At 47.3% G+C, this 17,854-nt stretch carries 15 protein-coding genes and 4 tRNA genes; all 19 read left to right on the top strand.

The window, feature by feature from the left end; all coding sequences use genetic code 11:
- Position 1: 1 nt before the first annotated feature.
- The 19 genes from GBK04_RS10565 (at position 2) to GBK04_RS10475 (ending at position 17,824) form a co-directional block, all read left to right on the top strand.
- Positions 2-541, top strand: coding sequence for a DUF420 domain-containing protein (locus GBK04_RS10565; protein ID WP_152766012.1), 540 nt, complete (start codon positions 2-4; stop codon positions 539-541).
- Entirely contained in the window at positions 538-822 is a 285-nt protein-coding gene (locus GBK04_RS10560) for a CAMCR motif-containing small membrane protein (RefSeq protein WP_152759475.1), read from the top strand. Before GBK04_RS10565 ends, GBK04_RS10560 begins: the two co-directional genes overlap by 4 nt.
- A gap of 252 nt (positions 823-1,074) precedes the next feature.
- Entirely contained in the window at positions 1,075-1,668 is a 594-nt protein-coding gene (locus GBK04_RS10555) for an RNA polymerase sigma factor (protein ID WP_152759473.1), read from the top strand.
- Positions 1,649-2,470: a hypothetical protein gene (locus tag GBK04_RS10550; protein WP_152759471.1), complete on the top strand. Its 822-nt coding sequence runs from the start codon at positions 1,649-1,651 to the stop codon at positions 2,468-2,470. The genes GBK04_RS10555 and GBK04_RS10550 overlap by 20 nt, the downstream gene beginning before the upstream one ends.
- An 11-nt stretch (positions 2,471-2,481) precedes the next feature.
- The gene (locus GBK04_RS10545) at positions 2,482-3,633 is read left to right on the top strand and encodes an outer membrane beta-barrel protein (RefSeq protein WP_152759469.1); all 1,152 of its coding nucleotides are present in this window, start codon (positions 2,482-2,484) and stop codon (positions 3,631-3,633) included.
- Positions 3,634-3,798: 165 nt separating this feature from the next.
- Positions 3,799-3,884: transfer RNA gene (locus GBK04_RS10540), tRNA-Tyr, on the top strand.
- 7 nt (positions 3,885-3,891) lie between these two features.
- Positions 3,892-3,964, top strand: a tRNA-Gly gene (locus tag GBK04_RS10535).
- A gap of 80 nt (positions 3,965-4,044) precedes the next feature.
- Positions 4,045-4,116 (top strand) — tRNA-Thr (locus GBK04_RS10530).
- Between the two features lie 120 nt (positions 4,117-4,236).
- Entirely contained in the window at positions 4,237-5,424 is a 1,188-nt protein-coding gene (gene tuf, locus GBK04_RS10525; RefSeq protein ID WP_152759467.1) for an elongation factor Tu, read from the top strand.
- 114 nt (positions 5,425-5,538) lie between these two features.
- Positions 5,539-5,609: transfer RNA gene (locus tag GBK04_RS10520), tRNA-Trp, on the top strand.
- Between the two features lie 22 nt (positions 5,610-5,631).
- Entirely contained in the window at positions 5,632-5,823 is a 192-nt protein-coding gene (gene secE / locus GBK04_RS10515) for a preprotein translocase subunit SecE (RefSeq protein ID WP_152759465.1), read from the top strand.
- Between the two features lie 36 nt (positions 5,824-5,859).
- Positions 5,860-6,414, top strand: a complete 555-nt coding sequence (nusG, locus tag GBK04_RS10510; RefSeq protein WP_152759463.1) for a transcription termination/antitermination protein NusG — start codon at positions 5,860-5,862, stop codon at positions 6,412-6,414.
- A 76-nt stretch (positions 6,415-6,490) separates the two neighbouring features.
- Entirely contained in the window at positions 6,491-6,958 is a 468-nt protein-coding gene (gene rplK / locus GBK04_RS10505; RefSeq protein WP_152759461.1) for a 50S ribosomal protein L11, read from the top strand.
- Positions 6,959-6,970: 12 nt separating this feature from the next.
- On the top strand, positions 6,971-7,669 hold the full coding sequence (rplA, locus tag GBK04_RS10500) for a 50S ribosomal protein L1 (RefSeq protein ID WP_152759459.1): 699 nt from the start codon (positions 6,971-6,973) through the stop codon (positions 7,667-7,669).
- A gap of 2 nt (positions 7,670-7,671) precedes the next feature.
- Positions 7,672-8,208: a 50S ribosomal protein L10 gene (gene rplJ, locus GBK04_RS10495; protein ID WP_152759457.1), complete on the top strand. Its 537-nt coding sequence runs from the start codon at positions 7,672-7,674 to the stop codon at positions 8,206-8,208.
- A 97-nt stretch (positions 8,209-8,305) separates the two neighbouring features.
- Complete coding sequence (gene rplL / locus GBK04_RS10490; RefSeq protein WP_152759455.1) at positions 8,306-8,692, top strand: 50S ribosomal protein L7/L12; 387 nt, start codon at positions 8,306-8,308, stop codon at positions 8,690-8,692.
- A 396-nt stretch (positions 8,693-9,088) separates the two neighbouring features.
- On the top strand, positions 9,089-12,949 hold the full coding sequence (gene rpoB, locus GBK04_RS10485) for a DNA-directed RNA polymerase subunit beta (RefSeq protein ID WP_152759453.1): 3,861 nt from the start codon (positions 9,089-9,091) through the stop codon (positions 12,947-12,949).
- A gap of 97 nt (positions 12,950-13,046) precedes the next feature.
- Positions 13,047-17,369 (top strand): DNA-directed RNA polymerase subunit beta', encoded by a 4,323-nt coding sequence (gene rpoC, locus GBK04_RS10480; RefSeq protein ID WP_152759451.1) that lies wholly within the window; start codon positions 13,047-13,049, stop codon positions 17,367-17,369.
- 125 nt (positions 17,370-17,494) lie between these two features.
- The gene (locus tag GBK04_RS10475) at positions 17,495-17,824 is read left to right on the top strand and encodes a DUF3467 domain-containing protein (RefSeq protein WP_152759449.1); all 330 of its coding nucleotides are present in this window, start codon (positions 17,495-17,497) and stop codon (positions 17,822-17,824) included.
- Positions 17,825-17,854 lie beyond the last annotated feature (30 nt).

The raw sequence follows: 17,854 nt of genomic DNA, 5'->3' as shown, positions 1-17,854 counted from the left end.
GATGGAAACACTTTTGCTGGAAAAAAGTCCAAAATATAATCGCCTGATCAACGTACTAGCTGTGGCAATTCCATTGGTGGTTGCCGTTTTATTAGGTATACGGCAGAAAGTCGATTTGGGTGAATGGACTAAAATCCTACCGCATGTCAATGGCGTTATCAATACACTTACTGCTTTATTGCTCCTTATGGGTTTATACTTCATTCGGCAGAAAAATATAACGGCCCATCGGCGCACAATGACTCTGGCATTCGTGCTTGGATCGCTTTTCCTGGTAAGTTATGTTTTGTACCATCTAAGTAATGATTCAACCGCCTTTGGGGGCAACGGGCTGATTAGGCCAATCTATTATTTTTTATTAGTCAGTCATATTGTCTTATCAGTAGTAGTAGTGTGGTTTGTGCTAAGGGCGATCTATTTTGCGTACAGCAATCAGATTGCCGAACATCGAAAAGCAGTCAAATGGGCATTTCCTATTTGGCTGTATGTAAGTGTGACGGGAGTTATCGTATATTTATTGATTAGTCCTTATTATTCATGAAAAAATTAGCGAATCGGGTACTGCTAACTTTACTCTTTACGGCCATGACATTAGGACAGGGCTGGGCGCAATGTGCAATGTGCCGGGGCACTGTAGAAAGTACGATGGGAAATGGCCGAAACAATGTAGGAATTGGTCTCAATACGGGCATAATGTACCTTTTTGTTATGCCCTATATCATCGTAGCTGTTATTGCCTACCTATGGTACCGAAACAGCAAAAAAGCACGTGACGAACAGCGGCTTGTTGCCTCACGGGTGCAACAGGCAATGGATCGTTAAGGTTGGCATGTAACGACACAAGAAAGGGGAAACAATCCGAACGGGGCGTTTCCCCTTTTTTAGTACTGTTTATTTGGAGGCAGGCACATTCTTATAAAGAAGCAATATGAGAATTTCGATTGAAAATCAATGACTTATTATAATTCTCAGTCTACAATCAAAAAAAGGAAAATAAAATCCGAGATAAATGCGAAGTCGCGTGCAACCTGCCGGGCATGAAATTACATCTTGTTGATGAAGTACCCCGAAAGAATGGTCAGAATATTACCTCTATATACTCAGGAAGCGCAGTTGGTCAAGGCTCTTAGAAAAGCCGATCCCAAAGCGCAGCGTATGCTGTACGACAAGTACGCTTCGCGCATGCTAGGGGTTTGTATGCGTTATGTAGGTGATCAGATGACGGCTGAGGATATATTGGTAGAGGGCTTTATGAAGGTCTTCGACAAGATAGAGCAATTCAAAAGCGAAGGGAGTTTTGAAGGATGGATGAGGCGGATTATGGTGAATGAGTCATTAGGGTACCTGCGGCAACGTAAAAGACTTCAGGAGGATACTATTCTGGATGAGGCGCATGGGATAGTCGACGACACTGCCTTAGCCGATCAATCGTTGGAAGCCAGCGAAATGATGGATATGATCGAGACCCTACCTACCGGCTATAGGACAGTATTCAACCTCTATGCCATCGAAGGATACTCTCATGCCGAGATTGCCGACATGCTCGGAATTACCGAAAGTACGTCGAAATCGCAGTTGCACCGAGCTCGGGCCTTACTGCAACAACTCGTAAAAAATTGGGAAGACGAATTAAAAAAAAAAGAAATATATGAAAAAGCATCCAGTTGACGACCTCTTTGCCCGGAAACTGGCCGATTGGCAGCCAAGCACATCGCCAGACGTATGGAAGCGGATTGAGGACCGACAAGAAAAAAAATCAAGACGTCTAATAGGGTGGCACTGGTATGCCGCTGCCAGCCTTACTTTGTTGTTGATGGTAGGCTATGTAGTATGGCAAAACCAGTCGACCATACTACCTGATGCTGGTCGTGGATTAGCCACAGTTGAACAGCCACAACAACCTGAAACCAACACTTCACGATCTGATAGGGCATTACAGAAAAGCGAGGTACCTCCGATAAATTCTGAAGCAGAAAAGATCACTACACGCTCGAAAGTAGAAGAAAACATTCTAAATCAGAACACGAGAGCCTTTGCAAAAGTAGATCCAATCGCTCAGCCGCAACGGCAGGAGCCAAAGCCGGTTTTGGAAGATACGGAAGTAGCGGCTATTCAGAAAAAGGAAATTGGTTCCGAGCTTCTAATACCAGACAACAAAGCGATTACCTCCTTGCAACCCGTGGAAGCTCGTCTTGAAACCACGAATGAAACTCTAGCAGAACAAACCAAAGGGCGCGTAATAATCGCCCATATCGAAACGGATAAGTTAGTTCAGGAAGACCCAAAATCATCGAAATTTATCCGCATTTTGCGCCAACTAAAAAATGCTAAGGAAGGCGAAGCCATTGAATGGGATGAGGTTGGCTTTAACCCCAAAAAACTGGTAGCTCGTGCGGATGAGCGGCTGAGGGATGAAGAAGAAAAAATATCAAAAAAATATCAGGAATTAAAAGATAAGACAAAACTATAAATACCAATACCATGAAAAGCACCTTGAAAACCATCGTTCTGAGTGTAGTATGCCTCCTTAGCTTTGTATCTTCGTATGCCAAGCCAGCTCAAAAAGATTCTATTATCGTCACATTTGGAGACAAAACGCGGATAATAATTTACAGTGATGATCGTAAGGAACTGGAAAAGCTGATGAAATACGATCTTAACACCTTACTTCAAGACCTCGGTGCCCGGCTGGATACAATGCAGGGAGAAACCAAGATTTATTTTGACGATCTGGATGGTAGGAAGTACCTTAAAGACACTACTGGAATAAGCAAGGATAAGAACTACGTGCGCATCGGTCTGAAAGGAATACGGATTAAAGACGGCGATACAGAGGTAACTATCACAACCCGGGGTGTGGATATTAGGGATGGAGACGAGCAAGTACGTGTTGGTGGAAAACGAGACGGGTACGAGATTGATACGACTGCCCGTGACGGTAACGGAAGCAGTGATCGGGATTATGACAATGATGAGAAGGTGATGACAATCCGCCGTGTCCGCCGTTACTCCAGCCCGCGAAAAGGATTCAATATTTCACTGGGACTTAACGCATACGCACAGAATCAACCACAAGCCGCATACAACTCCGACGACTATGACTTGCGCCCATTTGGGTCACGCTACATTAGCCTGGGCTTTGTCAAAAGTGCTACGCTGGTCCGGGGTAAACAGGCCGGTCTGCATTTGGATTTTGGCCTGGACGTGGCGTGGAATAATCTGATGTTTGAAGGAAACAATACTGTTCGCAAAGATAGCACAGCTGTTTCTTTTCCCCTTGTCTTGAACAATGAAGGTCGGGAATTGGATTTACGAAAAAGCAAATTAACGGTTCCCTATTTGAATTTTTCCCTGATGCCTACCGTCAGCTTTCCAAATGCCTTCATTTCATATATTAGCGCTGGCGGCTACATTGGGTATCGCTTGGGCGGATATACCAAAACCAAGTTGGCTGATGGTAAAAAGGATCATGTCCGTAGTAATTACTATCTGAATGATTTACGTTACGGAGCGGCATTCGAACTTGGAATCCGGCATTTCCCTGACTTTTTTGTGCATTACGACATGAACCCTCTTTTCCAAAGCAACCGAGGGCCCGAAGTACGCATGATCAATTTTGGAATACGATTCTAGTAAAATTAAAGACGGGGTAAAAGGCGGCCTTGATGCAATTCAAGGCCGCCTTTAGTTTTATTATTGGAAAAATTTAAAAAGAATTTTGACAATAATGGAAAAGGCTATAATTTTGCGACTCCAAAGTGAATCGTAGAAGGATTCAGAGGTTTTGTAACAGTGTGAGGGGGTGTACCAGAGTGGCCAAATGGGGCAGACTGTAAATCTGCTGGTTTATACCTTCGGTGGTTCGAATCCATCCGCCCCCACCAAATATCTGCGGGAGTAGCTCAGTTGGTAGAGCGATAGCCTTCCAAGCTATAGGTCGCGAGTTCGAACCTCGTCTCCCGCTCTATTTTGAGGCCTCGAAGCGATCACCGAAACTATCCTCAGGAAATTTTTTCGATGATCGCTTTTAATATTTAGAGTAACGCCGTTGTAGCTCAGGGGTAGAGCACTTCCTTGGTAAGGAAGAGGTCAGGGGTTCAAATCCCCTCAACGGCTCATTTGAAGAAGTTGATTACAGAGTACAAATACCTGGCGTATGGATGACATAGATGCGCAAACAATCGACAAACAGTAATTATTTCGTATTAACTTTTAATTTAAGCATACCTAGAAAACATGGCAAAAGATAAGTTTGACCGCTCCAAACCGCACGTTAACATCGGTACTATCGGACACGTTGACCACGGTAAAACTACCCTTACCGCTGCAATTACCACGGTTTTGGCAAGCAAAGGTCTATCCGCAAAGCGTGACTTCTCATCTATTGATAATGCTCCTGAGGAAAAAGAGCGTGGAATCACGATTAATACTTCACACGTAGAGTATCAGACAGCCAACCGCCACTACGCGCACGTTGACTGCCCAGGTCACGCTGACTACGTGAAAAACATGGTAACGGGTGCCGCTCAGATGGACGGTGCTATCATCGTAGTAGCCTCTACGGACGGACCTATGCCCCAGACTCGTGAGCACATCCTGCTGGCTCGCCAGGTAGGTGTACCCCAACTGGTGGTATTCATGAACAAAGTAGACATGGTTGACGATCCCGAATTATTGGAACTCGTTGAAATGGAAATTCGGGAACTTTTGAGCTTCTACGAATACGATGGAGACAACATCCCTGTCATTCAAGGTTCAGCACTGGGTGCGCTTAATGGTGAAGAGAAGTGGGTAAAAACGGTAGAAGATTTGATGGATGCCGTTGATAGCTATATCCCCATTCCTCCCCGTATGACTGACCTTCCGTTCCTGATGCCTGTAGAGGACGTATTCTCGATTACGGGTCGTGGTACTGTAGCAACGGGTCGTATCGAGCGTGGAGTAATCAACTCGGGTGATCCTGTAGATATTTTGGGTATGGGTGCCGAGAACTTGAAGTCAACCATCACAGGGGTTGAGATGTTCCGTAAGATTCTTGACCGTGGTGAGGCTGGCGATAACGTGGGTCTGCTGCTGCGGGGTATTGACAAGGAAGATATTCGCCGCGGTATGGTGATTTGCAAGCCAGGTTCAGTGAAACCACATGCTCATTTCAAAGCCGAGGTGTACGTACTGTCAAAAGAAGAAGGTGGACGTCACACTCCATTCTTTAACAAATATCGTCCTCAGTTTTATTTCCGTACCACGGATGTAACGGGAGAAATTTCTCTTCCTGCTGGTGTGGAAATGGTAATGCCTGGCGACAATATCACGATCGAAGTAAAATTGATCAATAAGATCGCGATGGAGAAAGGCCTTCGTTTTGCTATCCGTGAGGGTGGACGTACGGTAGGTGCCGGTCAGGTAACTGAGATTCTCGACTAAGGGAATACAAAAGATAGAGAAACAAGTGCATTTCTTCGCGGGATGCACTTGTTTTTTATAGAAAAAAGCTATCTTTGCAGCCCCAAACATCTGAAAATTAAGTTTGGAGTGATTACGGGTGTAGTTCAAGGGTAGAATAGCGGTCTCCAAAACCGTTGATGGGAGTTCGAATCTCTCCACCCGTGCATTAAGTCATTAGTACAGAAAATGGAAAAACTTACCTCATTTTTTAAGGCTTCCTGGGAGGAAATCACACAACACGTGACTTGGCCTCCTTTTAGCGAGTTGCAGTCAAATACTACGCTTGTGTTGGTAGGATCCCTGATTTTTGCCTTCGTGGTCGGATTCATGGATTTCGTTTTCGAGAATGCACTCAATCTATTTTATCAGACTTTCTAAGACATCCGGTTGGATGCACGCATAATCCAGAATGGCATGACTGGTGTAAATTGGTACGTATTAAGAGCAATATCGGGTCAGGAGAAGAAGATCAAGACGTATATTGAAAATGAACTGGCCCGGCAGAGTCTCAGCGAATACGTTCCCGAGATACTGATTCCCACGGAAAAGATCTATGAAATGCGAAATGGCAAGAAACGGGTTCGTGAGAAGAACTTTTTTCCTGGCTACATCATCATATCTGCGGATCTGACTAAAGGCGAAGTGTTGCACGTAATTACCAGTATGCCTGGCGTAATTGGCTTTTTGGGTAATTCAGAGGGAAACTCCAAGGTACCCGTTGCCCTGCGCCAATCAGAAATTAACCGAATACTGGGTCGGGTCGATGAGGCAGCCCAGGAAGAGGAAACTCCCTCAATGTCGTTCATTAAAGGCGAAAGTGTGAAGGTAGTCGACGGTCCGTTCAGCGGCTTTATCGGCACTGTGGAGGAGGTATTCGATGAGAAGAAAAAACTCAATGTAGTTGTAAAAATATTCGGGCGCAGTACTCCCGTGGAACTCAGTTACGCACAAGTAGAAAAGGAAAGTTGATGACCCTGATGGGCAGGATTGCTTCACCTGCACGTGAGCCAGCGGGATTATCGATGAACCAACAAAATCAAAAACAATGGCAAAAGAAATAGGCGGATACGTTAAACTCCAAGTGAAGGGTGGCCAGGCCAATCCTTCTCCCCCCATTGGGCCTGCGTTAGGTTCCAAGGGTTTGAATATCATGGAGTTTTGCAAGCAGTTCAACGGTCGTACTCAGGATAAAATGGGTATGGTGTTGCCGGTAGTTATTACATACTACAAGGACAAGTCGTTTGACTTTGTCATCAAAACGCCCCCTGCCGCTATTCTGCTCATGGAAGCAGCCAAGTTGAAGAAAGGTTCGGCGCAGCCGAACCGGGCCAAGGTAGGGTCGGTAACATGGGATCAGGTTCGTCAGATCACTGAAACCAAAATGCCCGATCTGAATTGCTTCACGGTTGATTCCGGTATGAAAATGATAGCCGGTACAGCGCGTAGTATGGGTATTACCATTGCTGGTAAAGCCCCGTGGGAAGAAAACAACGAAGCGTCAACGAACGCCTAAGCAACTAAGAACATGGGAAAATTGACGAAAAAGCAAAAGGAAGCCCAATCGAAGATCGACAAGACTCAGTCGTATTCGTTTCAGCAGGCAGCCGAAGTTCTCAAAGATATCACCTATACCAAATTTGATTCCTCTGTGGATATCGACGTTCGCTTGGGTGTGGATCCCCGCAAGGCCGATCAAATGGTGCGTGGAGTAGTTACACTGCCGCACGGTACGGGTAAAGAGGTCCGGGTGCTTGTGCTGTGTACGCCTGACAAGGAAGCTGAAGCTAAAGAGGCGGGTGCTGACTACGTGGGATTGGATGAATACATTCAGAAAATCGAACAAGGCTGGACAGACATTGATGTAATTATCACAATGCCAAGCGTTATGGCCAAAGTAGGTAGGCTGGGTAAAATTCTCGGACCTCGCGGTCTGATGCCAAACCCCAAGTCGGGTACAGTTACTACTGATGTAGGTAAGGCAGTACAGGAAGTGAAAGCCGGTAAGATCGATTTCCGCGTTGACAAAACCGGAATTGTCCATACCAGCATTGGTAAAGTATCGTTTGATCCTGAAAAACTGGCACAGAACGCACAGGAAGTCGTTAACACGCTGGTTCGTTTGAAGCCTTCTTCGGCAAAAGGTACTTATGTGAGAAGCATTTACTTGTCGAGCACGATGAGTCCAAGTGTTTCCATTGACAAAAACACGATTCCAGGTTTATAATTATGACAAGGGAAGAAAAAGCAGCAGTAATTGACGAGTTAAGTCAGAAATTCGAGAACACTCCGTATTTCTATATTACCAACGCGTCGGGCATGACGGTGGATGAAGTTAATCAGCTTCGTCGCCTTTGCTTTGAGCGTGGAGTAGAGTATCGGGTGATTAAGAATACGCTGATTAGGAAGGCCCTTGAAACGTCAAACACCGATTATACTCCTTTCGACGAAAGTGTACTGAAGGGGTTCTCGGGTGTGATGTTTCACCCGGAGTCAGGTAAAGTCCCTGCGCAGTTGATCAAAGATTTCCGCAAGAAATCCGGCAAAGCCAAATTGAAATTCAAAGGTGCTTCGGTTGACTCCTCCCTGTTTATTGGAGCGGATCAGATCGATAAACTAATTTCTCTGAAATCGAAGCAGGAAATGCTTGGGGAAGTCATCGGCCTACTACAGTCACCTGCCAAGAATGTGTTGGGTGCACTGCTGGGAGGTGGTCACAAACTGGCTGGTATTCTTAAGACTTTATCCGAGAAAGAAGAAGCTTAAAAGTATAGGTTTCCAATCGGAGGTGGCGGATCGACTGGTTTTTTTTAGCTAATAATTTATTTAAAATCAATTGTAATCACTTAATCAAAAATAAAAAATGGCAGATTTGAAAGCTTTCGCGGAGCAGCTTGTTAACCTTACGGTTAAAGAAGTCAACGAACTTGCTGCAATTCTGAAAGACGAATATGGTATCGAACCCGCCGCTGCAGGTGCGGTTATGATGTCAGGTCCTGCTGCAGGTGGTGGAGATGATGCTCCCGCAGCGGCCGAACAGTCGTCTTTCGACGTTATCCTTAAGGCTGCTGGTGCCAGCAAGCTAGCAGTTGTTAAACTTGTAAAGGACCTGACTGGTCTTGGTTTGAAAGAAGCCAAAGAACTGGTTGACGGTGCTCCCAAACCTTTGAAAGAAGGTATTGCTAAAGATGAGGCGGAAGCCCTCAAGAAGCAACTTGAAGAAGCAGGTGCCGAAGTAGAGGTGAAGTAATTCATCATCTTCAGCCTACCATACAACGACAGGATCAGGCCTGACATACGTCAGGTCTTTTCCTGTTTAGTTATGAAGTGAAAAACTAATTTCCAAAAGATAGTGTTCTAACCACTGAGCATATCCTGCTTTTTCATTATTCTGCGCTCAGTTGAAACCATTACCAACCTTCCCGAAAACGCGATAGCGTTAGCTGCTGCACTATTTTCCTTTCAATTGGGAAAATCGGTCCGAAACACTTCTTTTCTCGTAGAAAGTAAGAAGAGGGACCCATTCTCCGACAAACTCTACGAGGCCTAATTTTGTGGTTTTAAACTAATTAGGGCTTTTGCACGTTTTTAAGAATTGCATTGGCTCTAGAATTTTTTGTTCTATTAACCCAAAAACGACATAGCCTTGGCTACTAAAACAACTTCCAGAAAAAACTTTGCCCGGATCACTCCGATTATCAATTATCCCGATCTACTGGGAATTCAGGTTCAATCATTTAGAGATTTTTTTAGCTTGGACACCTCGGTGGAAGATCGCTCAGGAGAAGGCCTTTATAAGGTATTTGCTGAGAATTTTCCGATTGCTGATTCGCGTGACAATTTCGTGCTCGAGTTCATCGACTATCTGCTCGAACCTCCCAAGTATTCGGTTGATGAATCGATTGACCGGGGTCTAACCTACGCTGTTCCGCTCAAAGCGAAGCTGCGTTTGATTTGCAATGATCCCGATCATGAAGAGTTCGAAACGATTGAACAAGAGGTATTTTTGGGGAATATTCCCTATATGACGGATCGGGGATCATTCGTGATCAACGGAGCAGAGCGCGTTATCGTATCACAACTTCACCGATCACCCGGTGTGTTTTTCTCCATGAGTAAGCATACCAATGGATCAAAACTCTATTCAGCCCGGATTATTCCTTTCAAAGGATCATGGATTGAATTTTCTACTGACGTAAACAATGTCATGTATGCCTATATCGACCGGAAAAAGAAATTCCCGGTTACGACGCTGCTGCGTGCCATCGGATTTGGCTCGGATAAAGATATACTTGATCTCTTTGGACTTTCCGAAGAAATCAATGCTAACCAAACGAATCTAAAGAAAGCCGTTGGTCGCCGTCTGGCAGCGCGGGTACTCCGTACTTGGACAGAAGACTTCGTGGATGAAGACACGGGTGAAGTCGTGTCTATTCAGCGGAATGAAGTACTGCTGGAGCGTGATTCTGTTATTAATCCAGAAGACATAGAGACGATTATCGAATCGGGCCAAAAATCAGTCATTCTGCATAAGGAGGATATGAATGTGGCCGATTACAATATTATATACAACACGTTACAAAAAGATAGCTCCAATTCCGACAAGGAAGCCGTAGAGCAGATTTATCGCCAGTTGCGTAATGCTGAGGCACCCGATGAGCAAACCGCTCGTGATGTAATTCAGAGCTTGTTCTTCAGTGATAAGCGGTATGACCTGGGTGAGGTAGGCCGGTACCGGATCAATAAGAAATTGGGTTCGGATACCAATCTCGATGTACGCGTTTTGACGACGGAGGATATTGTTTCTATTGTGAAGTACCTTATTGGACTTATTAATGCCAAAGCGGTCGTTGATGACATCGACCACTTATCCAACCGCCGTGTGCGCACTGTTGGCGAGCAGCTGTACGCTCAGTTTGGTGTGGGTCTGGCGCGGATGGCGCGGACGATTAAGGAGCGTATGAATGTTCGGGATAATGAGGACTTTAAGCCCGTTGATCTGATAAATGCGCGGACGCTTTCTTCGGTAATTAATTCATTCTTCGGTACGAACCAGCTATCGCAGTTCATGGATCAAACCAATCCATTAGCTGAGATCACCCACAAGCGTCGGATGTCTGCCTTGGGACCTGGTGGTCTGTCACGGGAGCGGGCCGGTTTTGAGGTACGTGACGTGCACTATACTCACTATGGTCGGTTGTGTACCATCGAAACGCCTGAAGGACCCAATATTGGTTTGATTTCCTCACTTTGTGTGTTTGCTAAGGTAAATGGCATGGGCTTCATCGAGACCCCTTACCGGGTTATCGATGGAGGAGGAAAGCTTACCAACGAAATCATTTACATGACTGCCGAGGAAGAAGATTCCAAGTACATCGCTCAGGCCAATGCCTCGGTGGATAAAAAAGGAAACTTCACGGTAGATAAAATCAAGACCCGATTTGAGGGAGATTTCCCAATGGTGGAGCCATCGCAGGCTTCTTTCATGGATATCGCCGCCAATCAGATCGTGTCGGTGGCCGCTTCACTGATTCCTTTCCTGGAGCATGATGATGCGAACCGTGCCCTGATGGGTTCAAACATGCAGCGCCAGGCAGTACCCTTGTTGCGTCCCCAGGCTCCTATTGTAGGTACTGGCCTGGAAGAGCGCGTGGCAATGGATTCGCGAGCCTTAGTAGTGGCTGAAGGCGATGGCGTTATTGACTATGTGGACGCCAATAAGATTATCGTACGTTACGAGCGTACCGAAGAAGATCGTCAGGTGAGCTTTGACGATGACACGGTTAGCTACAATCTGGTCAAGTTCCGTCGTACCAACCAGGATACCTGCCTCAATTTGCAACCCATGGTCTTGAAGGGACAGAAAGTGAAAAAGGGTGAAGCATTGTGTCAGGGTTACGGTACCGAAGGCGGCGAACTCGCTTTGGGTCGTAATATGATGGTGGCATTTATGCCTTGGCAGGGATATAATTTTGAGGATGCCATTGTCATCTCTGAAAAGGTAGTACGTGAAGATATTTTCACGTCTATCCACATTGAAGAGTTTGAACTGGAAGTACGCGACACAAAACGTGGTGAGGAAGAATTGACTGCTGAAATCCCGAACGTAAGTGAGGATACGGTTCGTAACCTCGACGAAAATGGGATTATCCGCATGGGTACTGAAGTGAAGGAAGGCGATATCCTGATCGGTAAAATTACCCCGAAAGGAGAATCTGATCCGACGCCCGAAGAAAAATTGCTTCGTGCTATATTCGGTGATAAGGCAGGCGATGTGAAGGATGCTTCCAAGAAAGCACCACCCTCTATGAAGGGCGTAGTGATCGACACCAAACTGTTCTCCCGTCCAACCAAGGAAGAGCGGGCCAAGCATAAAGACGATCTGAAGGTCCTCATGAAGCGTTACAGCCGTGATCTGACGGCGCTCCGCGACCGTATGATCGACAAAATGGTAGAGCAGATCGAGGGTAAAACCAGCCTAGGTGTCAAGCACAAGTTCGGTGATGTCATGGTAAGTAAGGGGGCTAAGTTCAACCGGAAGAACATCACGGAGAATCTTTTCCCGACAGCGAACCCCTACCGTGATGAAAGCCAGTACTCGGTACCTGAAGAAGTCAACCTGATTGGCGACGTATTGACCGACGCTTGGACGGATGATGCCGACGTAAACCGTCGCGTATTCCGTCTGGTTCGCAACTATCTTGCGCAACGTAGTGAGCTCATGGGCCAGTTCAAGCGGGAACGCTTCGCACTGGAAGTGGGTGACGAACTGCCCGCAGGCATTGTCAAGCTGGCCAAAGTGTATATTGCCAAAAAACGCAAGCTGAAAGTTGGGGACAAAATGGCGGGTCGTCACGGGAACAAGGGGGTCGTAGCCCGGATCGTACGGGATGAAGACATGCCCTTCCTCGAAGATGGAACGCCGGTGGATATTGTACTTAACCCTCTGGGGGTACCTTCCCGGATGAACATCGGGCAGATTTATGAGACTATCCTGGCCTGGGCTGGGCTCAAGCTGGGTCGTCGCTACGCTACGCCCATTTTCGACGGAGCCACAGAGGACGAAGTAGCTGCTGAACTAAAGGAAGCAGGCCTACCCGATTGGGGACGTACCTACCTCTACAACGGGCTTTCTGGTGAGCGTTTTGATCAGAAAGTAACTGTGGGCCTCATCTATATGATGAAACTAGGTCACTTGGTGGACGACAAAATGCACGCTCGTTCTATTGGGCCTTACTCGCTCATTACCCAGCAACCGCTGGGTGGTAAAGCGCAGTTTGGTGGACAGCGTTTCGGCGAAATGGAGGTATGGGCGCTCGAAGCGTTCGGTGCTTCGCACATTCTGCAGGAAATTCTGACCGTCAAGTCAGACGACGTGGTAGGCCGCGCGAAGGCTTACGAAGCAATCGTGAAAGGTGAAAACCTACCCAAACCCAATATTCCGGAATCGTTCAACGTACTGGTACACGAACTACGTGGCCTGGCCCTGGAGATTACTCTGGATTAAATAAATCAGGAGAGATGAAGATCCTGGTCCGGTTTTCATCTCTCCTTTGAAAAAAACAGGTTAAGACTATTGATTCACAAACATTAAGATCAACAATATGTCTTTTAAGAAAAACAAAAAACTGAACAGTGACTTCCTGAACATCACGATCAGCCTGGCCTCGCCGGAATCAATCCTCGAGAGTTCCTACGGTGAAGTGACTCAGCCCGAAACCATCAATTACCGGACTTACAAGCCGGAAATGGGTGGCTTGTTCTGCGAACGGATCTTTGGTCCCGTAAAGGACTGGGAATGTCACTGTGGAAAATATAAGCGTATCCGTTATAAAGGAATCATCTGCGACCGTTGTGGTGTGGAAGTGACCGAAAAAAAGGTACGCCGCGAGCGCATGGGCCACATAGAGCTAGTAGTTCCTGTGGCTCACATCTGGTATTTCCGGAGCTTGCCCAATAAGATAGGGTACCTGCTGGGGCTTTCTACCAAAAAACTCGATCAGATCATCTACTACGAGCGGTATGCCGTAGTACAGGCCGGTATCAAAGCAGAGGATGGTATCAGTTACATGGACTTCCTGACGGAAGATGAGTACCTCGACATCGTGGACAAATTGCCGCGTGAGAACCAGATGCTGCCCGATACTGATCCCAATAAATTTATTGCCAAGATGGGCGCTGAGGCGCTGGAAATGCTATTGGGCCGTACCCAGCTGGATGAACTCTCCTACGAATTGCGCCACCAGGCCGCTACTGATACTTCACAACAACGGAAGCAGGAGGCTTTGAAACGTCTGAAAGTAGTGGAAGCCTTCCGTGACGCTAATACCCGCATTGAGAACCGTCCTGAATGGATGGTGATTAAGATGGTACCTGTCATTCCACCTGAACTGCGTCCATTGGTTCCCCTGGATGGTGGTCGTTTTGCTACGTCCGATTTAAACGATTTGTACCGCCGGGTTATCATTCGGAACAACCGTTTGAAGCGTTTGATCGAAATCAAAGCGCCCGAGGTAATTCTGAGGAACGAAAAGCGCATGTTGCAGGAAGCCGTGGACTCGCTTTTCGATAATAGCCGTAAAGTGAATGCCGTGCGTTCTGAAGGGAATCGCGCCCTGAAATCGCTTTCGGATATGCTGAAGGGTAAGCAGGGCCGTTTCCGGCAAAACCTACTCGGTAAGCGGGTCGACTATTCGGGTCGTTCGGTTATTGTGGTTGGGCCTGAGCTGAAATTGCACGAATGTGGCTTACCTAAAGATATGGCGGCAGAATTGTTTAAGCCGTTTATCATCCGTAAGTTAATAGAGCGGGGTATTGTCAAAACCGTAAAATCGGCGAAGAAAATCGTTGACCGCAAAGATCCCGTAATCTGGGACATCCTGGAAAATGTACTGAAAGGTCACCCTGTGCTGCTGAACCGGGCTCCAACGCTACACCGTTTGGGTATTCAGGCTTTCCAGCCCAAACTGATCGAAGGAAAAGCCATCCAGCTGCACCCCTTGGTATGTACGGCATTTAACGCTGACTTTGACGGTGACCAGATGGCTGTACACGTACCCCTCGGACAGGAAGCAGTACTGGAAGCCTCCATGCTAATGTTGTCATCGCACAATATTCTTAACCCTGCCAATGGAGCGCCCATCACGGTACCTTCGCAGGACATGGTACTGGGACTTTATTACGTGACCAAAGGACGTACCAATACACCCGAATATCCCATAATAGGGGAGGGAATGGTATTCTCCAATCCCGATGAAGTGATTATTGCGGTCAATGAAGGGAACGTGTCAAAACACGCCCATATCAAGTGCCGCGTGAGGGTTCGGAACGAGGATGGTACCTTTGAGCGGAAGCTAATCGATACCGTTGCCGGACGTATTTTGTTTAATCAAAGTGTGCCGGAAGAAGTAGGTTATATCAACGAGTTGCTTACCAAGAAAAAGCTGCAACAGATCATTGGTCAGGTATTCAAACTGGCTGGGGTATCGCGTACAGCTCAGTTCCTGGACGATATTAAAGAGCTAGGTTTCCAAATGGCTTTCAAGGGCGGCTTATCCATCGGGCTTAGCGATGTGATGGTACCTGTAGAAAAAGAAAAACTGATCGAGGATGCTAAGGCCGATGTTGAAGGAGTCTGGAGCAACTATCTGATGGGTTTGATTACGGAAAACGAGCGTTACAATCAGGTAATCGATATTTGGACGCGGGTGAATTCCAAGATCACCGAAACGCTGATGAAACAGCTCGAAGCCGATCAGGGTGGATTCAACTCGATCTACATGATGATGCACTCCGGAGCCCGTGGTTCCCGTGAGCAGATCCGTCAATTGGGCGGTATGCGAGGTCTTATGGCCAAGCCGCAGAAGAACCTGGCGGGCGGAGCCGGCGAGATTATCGAGAACCCCATTCTTTCTAACTTTAAGGAAGGGCTGGATGTACTTGAATATTTCATCTCGACCCACGGAGCACGGAAAGGTCTGGCCGATACGGCTCTCAAAACAGCCGACGCCGGGTACCTGACCCGCCGTTTGCATGATGTGGCGCAAGACGTGGTAGTGGTGGAAAACGACTGCGAAACCCTGCGAGGTATCCAGATTTCGGCTTTGAAAGACAACGAGGATATCGTCGAGCCGCTATCTGAGCGGATTCTGGGCCGTGTCAGCGTTCACGATGTATTCGATCCTTTGTCGGGCGAAATGATTCTCGAATCTGGCCAGGAGATTACCGAAGAAATTGCTACCTATATTGATGAAACCAGCATCGAAAGCGTGGAAATCCGCTCGGTACTTACTTGCGAAACCCGCAATGGCGTGTGTGCGAAGTGTTATGGACGTAGCCTTGCCTCGGCCCGCATGGTTGACATCGGCGAAGCCGTAGGCGTAATTGCCTCGCAGTCGATCGGAGAGCCAGGTACCCAGCTTACCCTACGTACTTTCCACGTGGGTGGTACCGCGTCCAATATCGCCGTAGATGCCAACATCAAGGCGAAGTTTGAAGGACTTATTCAGTTTGAGGATCTGCGTCTTGTGGAATCCACAAACAGCGAAGGTGATCCTATTACGGTCGTGATGGGCCGCTCAGGCGAGGTTCGGATCGTGCATCCCGAAACCAAGCAGCTGCTTATTGCCAACAACGTACCCTATGGAGCGCACCTGAGCGTGAAGGATGGGGATACCGTTTTCAAAGGACAGGAAATCTGTACCTGGGATCCTTACAATGCCGTAATCCTTTCAGAGTTCGACGGATCGGTTGAGTTCGATGCCATAGAGGAGGGAATCACCTACCGTGAAGAATTTGACGAGCAGACTGGTTTCCAGGAGGCAGTAATCATCGATACCCGGGATAAAACCAAAAACCCCGCCGTGGTGGTGAAAGGGAAAAGTAAGCTTCTCAAGGATCAAACTGAGAAGTTCTACAACCTACCCGTTGGAGCCCGTTTGGTAGTGAAGAATGGCGTAAAAGTCAAATCGGGTCAGCCGCTGGCCAAGATACCTCGTGTTGTGGGCAAAACCCGTGACATTACGGGTGGTCTGCCCCGCGTAACGGAACTTTTCGAAGCCCGTAACCCGTCCAATCCTGCTACCGTCAGCGAAATCGACGGTGTGGTAAGCTACGGCGGCGTAAAACGTGGTAACCGCGAAATCATGATCGAGTCGAAGGATGGCGTGCAGCGCCGCTATATGGTGACACTGTCGAAGCATATTCTGGTACAGGACGGTGACTTTGTGAAAGCGGGTGATCCGCTTTCGGACGGTGCCATTACACCGGCTGACATTCTCTCGATCAAGGGACCAACCGCCGTACAAGAGTACCTGGTGAACGAGATTCAGGAAGTGTATCGCTTGCAAGGTGTAAAGATCAACGATAAGCACATTGAATGTATCGTGCGCCAGATGATGCAGAAAGTAGAAATCCTGGATGCCGGCGATACGAACTTCCTCGAAATGCAGCCCGTAGATCGTTGGGTATTCCGCGAGGATAACGATAAGATTCTAAATATGAAGGTAGTGGAGGAGTCGGGTGATTCCGAAGTTCTGAAGCCGGGGATGATTGTAACGGTACGCCGTCTGCGTGATGAGAATTCCAGCCTCAAGCGCCGCGACCTGAAACTGGTGAAGGCCCGTGATGCTCAGCCCGCTGTGGCGAAGCCCACGCTAATGGGGATCACACAGGCATCATTGGGTACCGAAAGCTTTGTATCGGCGGCGTCCTTCCAGGAAACCACTAAGGTACTCAGCGAAGCGGCTGTCCGTGGTAAGCGCGACGAACTGCAAGGTCTGAAAGAGAACGTGATTGTAGGTCACCTGATCCCAGCTGGTACTGGAATGCGCAAATACGTGAATCTGCTGGTAGGCTCGAAGGAAGAGTTCGATGCCCTCACGGATTCCCGGGAAAGAGCCTCTCGCAAAAAACGCGAACTGGCTTAAACAATTCGGATAATGGATAGTTTTGAAGCCGGCCCCTCAGAGGGGCCGGCTTTTTTCTGAATGTAAAAGTTTGGTATCAAGTTCGTTGCCTTGCGTTTTTCTATATTTGTCAAAAAAACTCAATCATGGAAAACAAAAACCAAGAATCAGAACAGCAGATCAACGTGGAGCTGCCCGAAGAACTGGCCGAAGGCGTATACTCGAACCTGGCCATGATTGCGCACTCCAACAGCGAATTTATTCTGGATTTCATTCGGCTGATGCCGGGGGTACCTAAAGCCAAAGTAAAAGCGCGCATTATTATTACGCCAGAACATGCCAAAAGACTGCTGGAAGCGCTAAAAGACAATATTCGCAAGTTTGAAGATATGCACGGGCCTATTCAAAATAGCAATGACGACGGCTCGCATTTCAATTTTCCGATGAGTTTTGGCGGTCCGGGCGGAGAGGCCTGAGCCATCGGCTAGCCAATAATTTTTCTACAT

Origin of the sequence: Salmonirosea aquatica (assembly GCF_009296315.1) — a bacterium.
GTDB classification, from domain to species: domain Bacteria; phylum Bacteroidota; class Bacteroidia; order Cytophagales; family Spirosomataceae; genus Salmonirosea; species Salmonirosea aquatica.
This window is presented reverse-complemented; position numbering and strand designations above follow the sequence as displayed.

Coding starts and splice junctions, on each gene's coding strand:
- rplL (WP_152759455.1), top strand. CDS start 8,306: ATGGCAGATTTGAAAGCTTTCGCGGAGCAGCTTGTTAACCTTACGGTT.
- GBK04_RS10555 (WP_152759473.1), top strand. CDS start 1,075: ATGGTCAGAATATTACCTCTATATACTCAGGAAGCGCAGTTGGTCAAG.
- GBK04_RS10545 (WP_152759469.1), top strand. CDS start 2,482: ATGAAAAGCACCTTGAAAACCATCGTTCTGAGTGTAGTATGCCTCCTT.
- GBK04_RS10475 (WP_152759449.1), top strand. CDS start 17,495: ATGGAAAACAAAAACCAAGAATCAGAACAGCAGATCAACGTGGAGCTG.
- rplJ (WP_152759457.1), top strand. CDS start 7,672: ATGACAAGGGAAGAAAAAGCAGCAGTAATTGACGAGTTAAGTCAGAAA.
- rpoC (WP_152759451.1), top strand. CDS start 13,047: ATGTCTTTTAAGAAAAACAAAAAACTGAACAGTGACTTCCTGAACATC.
- GBK04_RS10560 (WP_152759475.1), top strand. CDS start 538: ATGAAAAAATTAGCGAATCGGGTACTGCTAACTTTACTCTTTACGGCC.
- secE (WP_152759465.1), top strand. CDS start 5,632: ATGGAAAAACTTACCTCATTTTTTAAGGCTTCCTGGGAGGAAATCACA.
- rplA (WP_152759459.1), top strand. CDS start 6,971: ATGGGAAAATTGACGAAAAAGCAAAAGGAAGCCCAATCGAAGATCGAC.
- GBK04_RS10565 (WP_152766012.1), top strand. CDS start 2: ATGGAAACACTTTTGCTGGAAAAAAGTCCAAAATATAATCGCCTGATC.
- tuf (WP_152759467.1), top strand. CDS start 4,237: ATGGCAAAAGATAAGTTTGACCGCTCCAAACCGCACGTTAACATCGGT.
- rplK (WP_152759461.1), top strand. CDS start 6,491: ATGGCAAAAGAAATAGGCGGATACGTTAAACTCCAAGTGAAGGGTGGC.
- GBK04_RS10550 (WP_152759471.1), top strand. CDS start 1,649: ATGAAAAAGCATCCAGTTGACGACCTCTTTGCCCGGAAACTGGCCGAT.
- nusG (WP_152759463.1), top strand. CDS start 5,860: ATGACTGGTGTAAATTGGTACGTATTAAGAGCAATATCGGGTCAGGAG.